At 72.7% G+C, this 12,391-nt stretch carries 10 protein-coding genes; 5 read left to right on the plus strand and 5 right to left on the minus strand.

What is annotated here, in order from left to right:
* The first annotated feature begins 96 nt into the window (after positions 1-96).
* Complete coding sequence (locus ACIOC1_RS24185; RefSeq protein ID WP_401856324.1) at positions 97-1,563, plus strand: serine-threonine protein kinase; 1,467 nt, start codon at positions 97-99, stop codon at positions 1,561-1,563.
* A 60-nt stretch (positions 1,564-1,623) separates the two neighbouring features.
* Here ACIOC1_RS24185 and ACIOC1_RS24190 read toward each other — a convergent pair whose 3' ends face one another.
* Positions 1,624-4,398, minus strand: a complete 2,775-nt coding sequence (locus ACIOC1_RS24190) for a penicillin acylase family protein (protein WP_401856325.1) — start codon at positions 4,396-4,398, stop codon at positions 1,624-1,626.
* Positions 4,399-4,622: 224 nt separating this feature from the next.
* A complete protein-coding gene (locus tag ACIOC1_RS24195; protein WP_355333380.1) occupies positions 4,623-5,366 on the minus strand; it encodes a class I SAM-dependent methyltransferase in 744 nt (247 codons plus the stop codon).
* 320 nt (positions 5,367-5,686) lie between these two features.
* Between ACIOC1_RS24195 and ACIOC1_RS24200 the strand changes: the two genes are divergently transcribed.
* The gene (locus tag ACIOC1_RS24200; RefSeq protein ID WP_355333382.1) at positions 5,687-7,126 is read left to right on the plus strand and encodes an amidase; all 1,440 of its coding nucleotides are present in this window, start codon (positions 5,687-5,689) and stop codon (positions 7,124-7,126) included.
* A gap of 220 nt (positions 7,127-7,346) precedes the next feature.
* Complete coding sequence (locus ACIOC1_RS24205) at positions 7,347-7,808, plus strand: MaoC family dehydratase (protein ID WP_355333385.1); 462 nt, start codon at positions 7,347-7,349, stop codon at positions 7,806-7,808.
* Between the two features lie 55 nt (positions 7,809-7,863).
* Here ACIOC1_RS24205 and ACIOC1_RS24210 read toward each other — a convergent pair whose 3' ends face one another.
* Both ACIOC1_RS24210 and ACIOC1_RS24215 read right to left on the minus strand, forming a co-directional pair.
* Complete coding sequence (locus ACIOC1_RS24210; protein WP_355333387.1) at positions 7,864-8,478, minus strand: TetR/AcrR family transcriptional regulator; 615 nt, start codon at positions 8,476-8,478, stop codon at positions 7,864-7,866.
* A 186-nt stretch (positions 8,479-8,664) separates the two neighbouring features.
* Positions 8,665-9,819 (minus strand): acyl-CoA dehydrogenase family protein, encoded by a 1,155-nt coding sequence (locus ACIOC1_RS24215; protein ID WP_391048517.1) that lies wholly within the window; start codon positions 9,817-9,819, stop codon positions 8,665-8,667.
* An 89-nt stretch (positions 9,820-9,908) separates the two neighbouring features.
* Here ACIOC1_RS24215 and ACIOC1_RS24220 point away from each other — a divergent pair, with 89 nt between their 5' ends.
* Positions 9,909-10,562 (plus strand): TetR family transcriptional regulator, encoded by a 654-nt coding sequence (locus ACIOC1_RS24220; protein WP_391161271.1) that lies wholly within the window; start codon positions 9,909-9,911, stop codon positions 10,560-10,562.
* A 72-nt stretch (positions 10,563-10,634) separates the two neighbouring features.
* Complete coding sequence (locus tag ACIOC1_RS24225) at positions 10,635-11,180, plus strand: DUF402 domain-containing protein (protein WP_391161273.1); 546 nt, start codon at positions 10,635-10,637, stop codon at positions 11,178-11,180.
* Positions 11,181-11,277: 97 nt separating this feature from the next.
* Here ACIOC1_RS24225 and ACIOC1_RS24230 read toward each other — a convergent pair whose 3' ends face one another.
* Positions 11,278-12,360 carry a zinc-binding dehydrogenase gene (locus ACIOC1_RS24230; RefSeq protein WP_391048521.1) on the minus strand — a complete coding sequence of 361 codons (1,083 nt, stop codon included), beginning with the start codon at positions 12,358-12,360 and terminating at the stop codon, positions 11,278-11,280.
* Positions 12,361-12,391: the final 31 nt, after the last annotated feature.

A 12,391-nucleotide genomic window follows, 5' to 3' on the forward strand; every position in this document is an offset into this window, starting at 1 on the left:
ATTCAGCCGTCCGGGGGATGGACGACACCCGGCCCTGTCGGGATGATGCGGGCGAACCACACCATCACGGCGTATTTCCAGGGGGGCACCATGGCCGTGACCGGCACCTCAGTGACCAGCGTCCGGCCGTACTGGGATTTGACCTTCGACGCGGACGGCGACCCCGACCCCCGGCAGCGGGACGCGCTGCTGGAGGCGGTCGGGGACCGGACCGATCTGGTGGTCTTCTCGCACGGCTGGAACAACGACATCGCCACCGCGACCGCGCTCTACGACGGCTTCTTCGGCCCCTTCCCCGGCCTGCTGGCCGCCGCGCCGGACCTCCGCTTCGGCTACGTCGGCGTGCACTGGCCGTCGATGCGCTTCAGCGACGAGCCCATCCCCGATTTCCCGCGCACCTCCCCGACGCTCGCCGCGCCCGTGGCGGACGGCGCCGCCGCGTCGGGCGCCGCGCTCGACCCCCTGACCAGGGCCGCGCTCGGCGAGGTCTTCCCCGGCAGCGGACCGACGCTCGACCGGATCGCGGAACTGCTGGCCGAGCGGCCGGAAGCGCCCGAGCGGCTGGACGAATTCGCCGCGCTGGTCCGTACGCTCACCGGACTGCCGCCGAGTCCGGGCGCCGCCGCACGGACTCCCGGCGCACGGGGTCCCGCCGCCTCAGGTCCCGCCGCACAGATTCCCGCCGCACAAGGCGTCGCCGCCCAGAGCCTCCTCGCCGAGGACATGGGCACCGCGCCGGGCGCCGAGCCGCTCCTCTTCACCCAGGACCCCGTCACCACCTGCCTCTCACTGGCCGACGCCCTGGCGACAGCGGGCGCCGAGGTCGCCCCGGCCCAACCCGTCTCCGGCGAGGCGCTGTTCGGCGGGCTCGGCCGGCGCGTGTGGGACGGCGCCAAGGAGTTGCTTCGGCAGGCCACGTACTACGCGATGAAGCGGCGCGCGGGGACCGTCGGGCAGCGCGGGCTCGGGCCGCTGCTCGGGGTGCTGGCGCGCCGGGCGCCCTCGGTCCGGGTTCACCTGATCGGGCACAGCTTCGGCGCGCGGCTGGTGTCCTTCGCCCTGGACGGCATGCCGTCCACCGTCCGGGTCTCGTCGGTGACCCTGCTCCAAGGGGCCCTCTCGCACTACGCGTTCAGCGGCCCGCAGCCCTTCGACGCGCGGGGCGGGGCGCTGCACGGCAGACAACAGCGGGTCACCGGGCCCCTGGTGGCCTGCCATTCGCGGCACGACCAGGCGCTCGGCGTGTTCTACCCGCTGGCCTCGCGGCTCGCGGGTGAGGACGAGTCGCTGCTCGGCGACATCGCCCACGCGGGAGCGGATCTGCTCGGCTTCGGCGAACGCTGGGGCGCGCTGGGCCACGACGGCTTCCAAGCTCTGGACGGCGCACCGGAGTTGACCCTGGAGCGGGCCCTGGCCGGTGAGCTGCCGAGGACCGGCTGCGTCAGCGTGGACGCGTCCTCGGTGGTGTGCTCGGGCGGGCCGCCGTCCGGCGCGCACAGCGACATCTGCCACGAGGAGCTGGCCCGCCTGGTGCTGCGCGCCGCGGGCCGGGTCCCCGGCTGAGGACCCGGCCCGCGACTGTCACCGCGGACCGCTCAAGGGCTCACCCCTGAGCGGAACGCGTCACCTGTGTGACGGGAATTCCACCACCTGCTGGAAGGTGGGCCGGTTCTGCCACGCGATCCGGTCGTCCGTGACTCCGCCCAGCGGACGCTGGACGATCGAGTCGGCGCACCACTGGTCACCGGCGGAGCAGCCGCTGTCGTCGGCCGGGTAGACGGTGGCCGCCGGGACGGCCGCCGCCTGCTTCAGCGTGGACAGCAACATGTCGCGGCAGGCGGCCAGTTGGCCGCCGCCGCAGTACGTCTGGTCGAGAGCGCCCTGCACCGGCTTGCCGAGCACCTTGCGCAGATCCTTGTCGGCGTACGACCACCAGCCGTACTGGAAGGCGCTGCCCGCGTGCGAGCCGGTCGGCCCGTGTCCCGCGGACGGCGACTCGTCGATCGCGAGGTTCGCGGCCAGCGCGTTGTAGAGGTCGCTGCCGAGGCCGGGCTGGAACTCGCCCGCGATCAGCAGCGGCCACCACGCGTCCATCACCCGTACCGCGTCGGCGTTGGCGTACGTGTGCGAGCCGGGCGAGGTCTCGTGCCGCTTGGTGCCCGCCGTGCTCCACGCCTCCAACTGCTGTACGGCGGTGGCCTCCTGGGGATCGGTGACCGGTGCGCTGTGGATCACCTGGAGCAGGTCGGGCAGGACGTCCTCACCGCGCAGGTCGGTGAGCGCCGCGTCCGCCATGGCCTTGGTGAGCGCGGCGCGGGTGACGCCGCCCGCCTGGGTGAGCGCCTTCACCCGGTCCTCCAGCAGGTCGGCGCGGTGCACGGAGCCGTTGCCGAAGCCCGCCGAGGTGTACCCCTTGGCCTGCTTGTTGTTCCACGACACGTAGTAGTCCTGGTCGACGGACTGCGGATGCTGCGCGGGCGGGGTGTAGGAGGCGGTGTTGGTCACCGGGTCCCAGCCGCGCCAGTCGTAGGCGGCCTGCGCCCACACCGGGAACGACGGGTCCACGCCGTCCGCCCTGACCGGGTTGGTGCCGCTGTTGTAGTACGCGGTGTGCTGGGAGTCCGCGTAGAACCAGTTGAAGGTGTAGTTGATGTCCTGCGTCGCCCGCTGGAACGAGGCGGCGTCGTGCACGAATCCGGGGTCGTTCAGCTCCTGGAAGCCCAGGATCGAGTCGGCCTCGTGCCGGTACGAACTGCGCAGCGCCGTATAGGCGACGGCCTTGCCGCCGACGGTCGCCCGGTACTGCACCGGGCCGTACGCCGTGCGCCAGACCTGCATGCGGTACGAGCCCGCCGCCGTGGAGTCGGCGACGGTCGGCGACCAGGAGTTGGTGCGTTCCAGCTTCTCCATCGGCACGCACGCGCCGTGCAGCACATAGTGCGTGGAGTCCTGGCACAGCTCCACGGCGTAGGTGTCGGTGACGTCCTGGCTCGCGGAGGTCGCGCTCCAGGCGTAGTCCTGGCCCCGGCCGAGTTCCACGTACATGCCCAGGCCCGCGAAGGACGCGCCGCGCGCGCTGATGCCGGGGCCCTGCAACTCCTGGAGCATCAGCAACTGTGGCGCGAAATAGCCGGTTTGCGGACCGAAGACGGCGACCGGGTGGCCGCTGGCGGTGTGCGCGCCGCTGACCACGAGAGCGTTGGACATTCCCTTCTTCGTGGCGTCGCCGGAGAAGAGGTTGCTCGGCAGCACTCCGGGGCTCTTGGTGGTGGCCTGCTTGGCGCCGCCGGTCGCGTCGTAGACCAGCGGTTCCGGTACGACCGAGCCGGCGTCGGGCAGCGCCTGGCCCTTGGCCTGCGCGGGCTTGCCGGCGTACGGGAAGCTGCTGCCGTCGTGCACGGTGGGCGTGGCCTCGGGGTCGTCCCGCTCGCGGAAGGACTCCCAGACCTTGGTGCCCTCGGCGACCCCGTACTTCTGCTGCGCCGCCAGCAGCGACAGCGCGGACTCCACCTCTCCGCCGCCGCCGGTGCCGAACAACGCGCCGATCACCGAGGCGAGCGCGATCATGTCGGTGAGCTGGAACGGGTCGATCGTGCCCGCGTTGGTGATCGCGTCCATGTGCCCGGTGAGGACGTACTCGCCGGGGAAGTAACGGCCGTTCTTGGACTGCGTGATGTAGGCGTTGATGCCGTCGACGTACGCCTGCGCGTCGGCGAGCGCCTGCTGGCCGCGGGCGCCGCCGCTGTTCGCCAGCCGGGTGACCTGGTCCTGGAGGTCGGCCTCGGTGTACGGGGCCTGCCGCCAGAACTCCTGCTCCAGGCCGCGGTTGGCCGCCGCGCCGCCCGCGAACGACGACAGTTCGCCGCGTCCGACGTGCCGGAAGAGGTCCATCAGCCACAGCCGGTCCTGCGCCGCCGCGTATCCGGCGCCGTACTCCGTGCCCTGCCTGGTCGTGCCCTTGATGTGGGGGACGCCCGTCGCCTTGTCACGGGTGATCGTCACGTCCGAGCGCGGGCTGATCACCGAGGCGACCTGGCCCGAAGGGACGCCGAAGGACGAGCTGTTGAAGAAGTTGCTGATGGTCGCGTCGGTCAGCCCTGGGTATCCGTCGGCGAGCGACGAATACGGTCCGAGCTGGTCAGAGGTGTGCGCGGGGCGTGTCCCGAGCACCTTGTTCGCCAGAATGTCCGCGAGCGTGGCGTTGCCGTTCTCGCCAGGCGGCAGAATGTCAGAGCACTGTCCCGCGCAGTAGTCGCCCGAGTTGTCCGCGGCCTGCGCCGCCAGCGGCAACGGGGCCACCAAGGTGGCCCCGAGCGCCAGCAGCGCCGCGGCTGTCGCCGTTCTCCACTTGCCGATCCTGCCCAGCTTGCCGATCCGTCGTGGGGTCCGCAGCGGCATGTCTGCTCCTTCCGGATACCAGTCCCCGGACGTTACCGCCGGTACCTCCTTCCCGGAAGATGAACATGCGTCAGCTTTTCACTTCCCCCACATCCCGTCGTCCCCGACTCCCGCGGCCGCGGGGGGGGGTGGGGGGCGCGTTGGGGTGAGTGGGGGCGCGTTGGGGTCGGCGGGCACGCGTCGCGGTCAGCGGGGCACGCCGGGAGCAGCGGCGCGCGTCGCGGTCAGCGGGGGCGCAGGACGAAGACGCCCCAGCCGAAGTAGCGCTTGCCGTAGGTGAGATGGCCGCGCCGCTGGTGGTCGAGGAATTCGCGCATGGCCGGTACGTCGGGGTGGTCGGCGGGGGTGCGGCGGAGCCATTCGGAGATCGCGAACCACTGGGGCGCGTAGTAGCGGTCCCAGTTGTCGCCGTCGGCCAGCACCATTTCGACCAGGTCGACGCCCGCCGCCTCGAAGCGGTCCAGGGTGCCGCTGAGCGACACGAAGTCGTCCGGCTCGGTGCCGAGGGCCTCGTACGCCTCCTCCGGAGGTGTCTCGTGCCAGTACGGCTCGCCGATCAGCATGAGTCCGCCGGGGCGCAGGGCGGGCCGCAGCAGCTCGATCGTGCCCGCGAGGCCGTCCCCGATCCAGGTGGCGCCGAGGCACGAGGCGATGTCGAAGGCGGCGGGCTCCGGCTGGTATTTCCCGGCGTCGCCACGCTCGAAGGTCACGCTCTCCGACACGCCGAATTCCGCGGCCCGCTCGCGCGCCGCCGTCAGGAAGACCTCGCTGAGGTCGACGCCGACACCGCCCGTGCCGTACCGCTTCGCCCAGCCGGCCAGCATCTCGCCCTTCCCGCAGGCGAGGTCGAGATGCCGCTGCCCCTCCTTCAACCGGCAGATCTCACCGAGCAGCCGCAGCTTCTCCTGGCTGAGGGGGTTGAGGATGCGGTTGTCCGCCTCGGCGATCTCGTGGTGGCGCAGGCTCATGTGGCTCCTTGGCGGTGCTGGTCGTTCACAGGCGGGCTCGGGCGTTCGCGATGGTCCCCGATCGGGATGGCGGGTGCCACTCGTTTTGGCCCGTCGGCTCCGCTCCATAGTGGCCGACGGCGGGGCGACGGCCGTCACCGGTCGGCGGCGTCACCGGCCGACGGGCGTCACCGCCACGGGGCCGTGGTCATCAGGCATGACGGGTTCCGGGCGGTGACCGGGTCCGCCGAGGGGCTGGTCGCTACCCGCCGGTAGTGCGAGGATCGCGGCGCACGACGCGTGGCGCACGGCGGTACGAGCGGCGGAAGGCGGGAGCGGGCATGGCCCAGTTGCACGATCTGACGGCGGTGGAGCAGGCGGCTGCGGTACGTGAGGGGGCGGTGTCGCCGGTCGAGTTGACCGAGCACTATCTGGAGCGGATCGACCGGCTCGACGCGACGCTCGGCGCGTTCATCACCGTGACGCCGGAGGTCGCCCGCAAGCAGGCGGCGGAGGCCGAGGCGTGGGCGCTGGCCGCGCGGCGCGAGGGCGCGGCCGACGAACTGCCCGTGCTGCACGGCGTCCCGGTGCCGGTCAAGGACCTGAATCTGGTGGCGGGTGTGCGCTGCACCTTCGGTTCCGCGGCCTTCGCGGAGCACGTACCCGACGCCGAGGACCATGTGGCGGCCCGGCTGCGCAAGGCGGGCACGATCCTGCTCGGCAAGACCAACACCCCCGAGTTCGGGCTGCCCTGCTACACCGAGAACCGGCTGGCGCCGCCCGCCCGCACGCCCTGGGACCTGGAGCGGTCGGCGGGCGGTTCGAGCGGTGGCGCCGGGGCGGCGGTGGCGGGCGGCCTCGCGCCGGTCGCGCAGGGCAGCGACGGCGGCGGCTCGATCCGTATCCCGTCCTCGGTTTGCGGGCTGTTCGGCATAAAACCGAGCCGCGGCCGGGTGAGCGGCGGTCCCGTCCTGCACGACGTGAGCGGGCTCAGCACGTCGGGCCCGATCGCCCGTACCGTCGCCGACGCGGCGGCGCTGCTCGACATCCTCGCGGGCCCCGAGGCCGGCGCCCCGTACGGGGCGCCCTCGCTGCCGCCCGGCGAGACCTTCCTCTCCCACGCCCGCCGCGAGCCGGGGCCGCTGCGCGTGGTGGCGCTCGCCGATCCGCCGGTGCCCGGCGTCGCGCTGCACCCCGACTGCCGGGCCGCGCTCGACGGCGCGGCGGGGCTGCTGCGCGAACTGGGCCACGACGTGGACGAGATGGCGCTGCCGGTGGACGACTCGGTGCGGCAGGCGTTCAACGCGGTCTGGTCGGTGATGGCCGCGGCCCGGCCGGTCGCGCCGGGCGACGAGCACTTGCTGATGCCGCTGACCCGGCATCTGCGGGCGGCGGGCGGCAAGGTGTCGGGGCTGGACTTCGCGGGCGCCCTCTACGTCTTCCGCATGCTCGGCCAGCTCATCGCGGACGCGCTCCTGACGTCGTACGACGTGATCCTGACGCCGACGCTCGCGCAGCCGCCCGCCCTGGTCGGGGGCATGCGCGACGACGCGGACCCGACGGCCGAATTCGACGCGATGGCCGCCTTCACGCCCTTCACCCCGCTGTACAACGCGACGGGCCAGCCCGCGGTCAGCGTCCCGCTGCACTGGACGGACGCGGGGCTGCCGATCGGCGTGATGCTGGGCGGGCGGTACGGCGACGAGGCGACGCTGGTGTCGCTGTCGGCGCAGTTGGAACGGGCCAGGCCCTGGGCGGGGCGGCGGCCGGAGCTCTGGTAGCGGCGCGGGAGCCGGGGGTACGGGATCGGCGCGGGAGCCGGGGGTACGGGATCGGCGCGGGAGCCGGGGGTACGGGATCGGCGGCCGGGCGGCGCGAGGGGCGGCCGACCGCGCGGCGGCGATTGACACCCGGCGGCCCCCGAACCATGCTGAGAGTCGCTGAGCAAGCGCTTAGAAACCCCGTAGCGCGCCGTACCGGACCGCCCCTGGAGGCCACCCCATGTCGCAGCCCCGCATCTTCGCTTCGCCGGACGAACTGCGCGCCGCCGTCGGCGAACAGCTCGGCTGGACCGAGTGGCAGGAGATCGACCAGAAGCGGATCGACCTGTTCGCCGAGGCCACCGGGGACCACCAGTGGATCCACGTCGACGCGGAGAAGGCGGCGCTCGGCCCGTTCGGCACGACCATCGCGCACGGCTATCTGACGCTCTCCCTGATCCCGTCCCTCACCCCGCGGCTCCTGCTGGTCGAGGGCGTGAAGATGGGCGTCAACTACGGCGTGAACAAGGTGCGTTTCCCCGCTCCCGTACCGGTCGGCTCCCGGCTCCGCGCGACCGCCGAGGTCGCGGAGGTCACCGAGGTGGGCGGCGGCATCCAGCTCGTGACGAAGGTGACCATCGAGCGCGAGGGCGGCGACAAGCCGGTGTGCGTGGCGGAGACGGTGGCCCGCTTCTATCTGTAGCTCTGCGGACGCGTTCGGGCGGCTGTCCGTGGACGCGTTCGCGCGGGTCGCGCCCTCAGGCCGTGGGCCGCACCATGCGCAGCACGAGGTCGGCGTAGAGCGCGCCGACCTCGTCCGGGGTCCTGCGGCCCTCGGGGTTGAACCAGCGGGCCACGTCGATGCAGAGCGACAGCACGGCGAGCGTGGTCCCGGAGACCTCGGGGACGTCGAATTCGCCCGCCGTCACGCCGTCCTTGATGATCGTGCGGATCGCGTCCTCGCTCTGCCGCCGCAGCGCCACGATCTCCGCGTGGTGCTCGGGGGCGAGCGCGCCCAGCTCGTACTGCACGACCCGCCCGGTCGTGTGGTGCTCGGCGTGCCAGCGGACGAAGGCGCGTACGGCGCTCTCCAGCCGTTCGGCCGGGCTGCCGTCGCCGTCCCTGGCCTCGGAGAGCATGGCGAGCGAGCGCAGGTGGCCGACCTTGCTGATCTGGTAGAGCAGTTCCTCTTTGGTCTTGTAGTGGATGTAGAGCGCGGCGGGGCTCATGCCCGCGCGCCCGGCGATGTCGCGGGTGGTCGTGGCGTGGTAGCCGCGCTCGGCGAACGCCTGCACCGCCGCGATCACCAGCCGCCTCGCGGCGTCGGGGCTGATGTCCCCCCACGCCTCGCCGGTTGTCGCCTCGACGCTCATCGCACGCTCCTCACCGCCGGTCACAGCCGCCACCCTATCGCGGGGCTGAGCAAGCGCTTAGATACTAAGCGGTCGCTCGTCACTTGTCGTGACCAGGGCAGGGGGACGTCGAGACAGGACGTCGAAGCGGTACGGGGGCGCGGTGCGTGGAAGCGGTACGGGTGCGTACGGGTGCGCGGCCTGCGGTCAGAACGCCGATACGCCGGTCAGCGCCCGTCCGATCAGCAGCTTGTGTATCTGGCTGGTGCCTTCGTACAGCGTCATGACCCGCGCGTCCCGCAGCAGCTTGCCCGCCGGGTACTCGTCGATGTAGCCGTAGCCGCCGAAGACCTGGAGGGCGTTGTTGGCGCAGCGCACGGCGGCCTCGCTCGCGTAGAGCTTGGCGACCGAGGACTCGGTGGCGAAGGGCAGCCCGCGGTCGATCAGGTCGGCGACCCGCCAGGTGAGCAGCCGGGCCGCGTCCACGTCCACCGCGATGTCGGCGAGCAGCTCCTGGACGAGCTGGCGCCCGGCGATCGGCGCGCCGAACTGCTCGCGCTCCCCCGCGTACGCCACCGCCGCGTCCAGGCACGCCTGGGCGATGCCGACGCAGCCCGCCGCGACCGACATCCGGCCCTTGGCCAGCGCGGACATCGCCACGGAGAAGCCCTTGCCCTCGGGCGCGAGCATCGCGGAGGCCGGGACGCGGACGCCGTCGAGGACCAGCTCGGCCGTCGCCTGCCCGCGCAGCCCGAGCTTGCCGTGGATCTCTCGGCGGGTCAGGCCCGCCGTGTCGGTCGGCACCAGGAAGGCGCTGACGCCCTTGTGCCCCTCGTCGGCGCGACCGGTGCGGGCGAAGAGCAGGACGACATCGGCCCAGGTGCCGTTGGTGATGAACATCTTGCTGCCGGTGATCACGTACGAGTCACCGTCCCGTACCGCGCGGGTGGTGAGATTCGCGGCGTCCGAACCGGTGCCCGGCTCGGTCAGCCCGAAGCAGCCGACCGCGTCGCCCGCGGTGAGCCGGGGCAGCCACGCGCGCTTGTGCTCCTCGCTCCCCCAGCGCGCGATCGACTTGGCGACCAGCCCGAGCGAGACCGAGACGATGCCGCGCACGGAGGAGTCGCCGCGGCCCAGCTCCTCGGTCACCAGGCAGTAGGCGAGGTGGTCGCCGCCGGAGCCGCCGTACTCCTCGTCGACGGTCAGCCCCAGGAAACCGAGCGCGCCGAGCTTCTTCACGATGGCACGGTCCACGCTCTCGGCGCGGTCCCACGCCACCGCGTTCGGCGTGATCTCGCGCTCGGTGAAGTCCCTGGCCAGCTCCTTGACGGCGGCCTGCTCCTCGGTCAGCTCAAGGTTCACTGCGTCGTCACCGCATCCCACGATCGTCCGGACGATCCTTTGAAACTACCACCGCTAGTTTTCGGGCGGCAGGCTCTACTATGTGCCGCATGGCCCGCCCCCGCAAGCCCCTGCTCAGCCGCGACCGGATCGTCACGGCGGCCCTCGCCCTCATCGACGAGGAGGGTCTGGCGGCCCTGTCCACCCGGCGGCTCGCGGCCGAACTGGGCGTGAGCGGGCCCTCCCTCTACAACCACTTCGCCACCAAGGAAGCCATCCTCGACGCGGCGGCCGACACCGTCGTCACCCAGGTCGACCTGTCGATGTTCGGTGACGGCAGGGACTGGCGGCAGGCGCTGCTCGACTGGGGTCGCTCCTACCGCGCCGCCCTCACCGACCACCCGCACATCGTGCCGTTCCTCGCCGTCGGGCCCGGCCTGCGGCCCGCCGGGCTCCGGATGGCCGACGCCGTCTTCGGCGGCATGGTCGAGGCGGGCTGGCCGCCCGCCCACGCCACCCGGATCGGCGCCCTCATGCGCTACTTCGTCACCGGCTCCGCGCTCGGCTCCTTCGCGGGCGGCTTCGTCGGCGACGCGGACGTCTACGACCCCGCCGACTATCCGCACCTCGGCCAGGCCCACCTCCTCGCCAAGCACCAGCGGCAGATCGACAGCGGCGCCTTCGAGACGGGGCTGCGCGCGCTGATCGACGGTCTGGCCGTGCAGTTCGAGGCGCTCGCGGGCCCGGGAACCGCCCCGGCGTGAGCCCCGGCGCGGGTGGCCTCCCGGCGGGAAATCCGGGGGCGGACCTGCCGCGCCTGCTGACAGGATGGCGCCATGTCAGAACCGGTCCCGCAGGGCCCCGAGCCCGACTTCGTCCAGGTCAACTACCGCAAATACGACGGCACTCTGCACTGGAATCTGCGGATGCGGCGGCTCGGTGAGGACGAGCACGGCGTATGGCTCGGCCTTCCCGGCTTCGGCCTGGTGCGCAAGGGCCACAACCCCCACGTCCCGATCCCCGAGGCGCACATCATCCTCTTCCCGCGCGACGCCTGGTGGACGGCGACCTTCAACGCCGCGCCCCGCCGCACCGAGATCTACTGCGACATCACCACCCCGCCGCGGTGGCCGTCCCCCGCCGAGGTCACCATGGTCGACCTCGACCTGGACGTCCTGCTCAAGCGCGGCGCCGACCTGCCGATCCTGGTCGACGAGGACGAATTCGCCGAGCACCAGGTGCGGTACGGCTACCCCGCCGATGTGATCGGCGCCGCCGAATCCGCCGCCGCGTGGCTGATGACGGCGGTGGCGGAGGGCACCGGTCCCTTCGACGGCACTCACCGGCACTGGCTGGCGATGGTCGACGGCGCGCAGGCGTAGGCGTACGCGTAGACGTACGCCTAGACGTACGCCTGGGGACGCGCCCGCTGACAGCGGCGGGTGCGCGGTCCCGCGGGAATCCGGCCCGACCGACCGGTCAGAAGACCACCAGCGCCCGGCCGCCGCGCCCGGCGGTCATCGCCTCGAAGGCCGCCGGGATGCCGTCGAGCGTGATGCGGTCGGTGACCATGGCGGACAGGTCGAGGCGGCCCGCCCGTACGTGCTCGGCGAGCACCGGCAGATCCACGGCCGGGTCGCAGTTTCCGTACACGCAGCCGGAGAGCGTGCGGCCGAAGTAGAAGAGTTCCAGCGCGGTGAAGGTGACCTGCTGGTCCTGGCCGCCGATGCCGACCACTGTCGTACGGCCGCCGCGGCGCGTGGAGGACCAGGCGGTGCGGATGGTGTCGGCGCGGCCCACGCACTCGATGGCCGCGTCGGCGCCGAAGCCGTCGGTGAGCTTGCGGATCCGCTTGGCCGTGTCGTCCCCGGAGACGACGAAGTCGGTGGCGCCGGCCGCCCGCGCCAGCTCCTCCTTGGCGGGCGCGACATCGACCGCGATGATCCGCTCGGCGCCCGCGATCCGCGCCGACTGGAGCACGGCGAGCCCCACGCCGCCGACCCCGTAGACGGCGACGCTCTCGCCGGTACGGATCCGCGCCGAGTGGTGCACCGCGCCGTAGCCGGTGAGTACGGCGCAGCCGAGCAGCGCGGCGTCGGTGAGCGGGACGCCGTCGGGGAGCGGCAGGACCGCGCCCGCGGCGACCACGGTCTCCTCGGCGAAGACGGCGGTGCCCAGGCCCGGGTAGAGCGGGCTGCCGTCGGCGGCCAGCGTGGCGTACGGACTGGCGGCTGCCGTGGCGGAGTTGGCGCACAGCCAGGGCTCGGCGAGGCCGCAGAAGTGGCAGTCGCCGCAGGCTGGCGCCCAGTTGAGGACCACGCGGTCACCGGGGGCGAGATGGCCGACGCCGTCTCCGACCGACACCACCGTGCCCGCGCCCTCATGGCCGAGGACGGCGGGTACCGGCTGGCGCAGCGTCCCGTTGGACAGCGACAGGTCGGAGTGGCACACGCCCGCCGCCGCCAGCCGGACCCGGACCTGTCCGGGTCCGGGGTCGGGCAGCTCGATGTCGGCGACGGCCAGCGGCGCGTTGACGGCGGGCAGGACGGCTGCGCGTACCACGAGGTCTCCTGGGTGCGGGGCTGCGAGCGGA

The organism is Streptomyces sp. NPDC088197 (assembly GCF_044741185.1).
Lineage (GTDB): Bacteria > Actinomycetota > Actinomycetes > Streptomycetales > Streptomycetaceae > Actinacidiphila.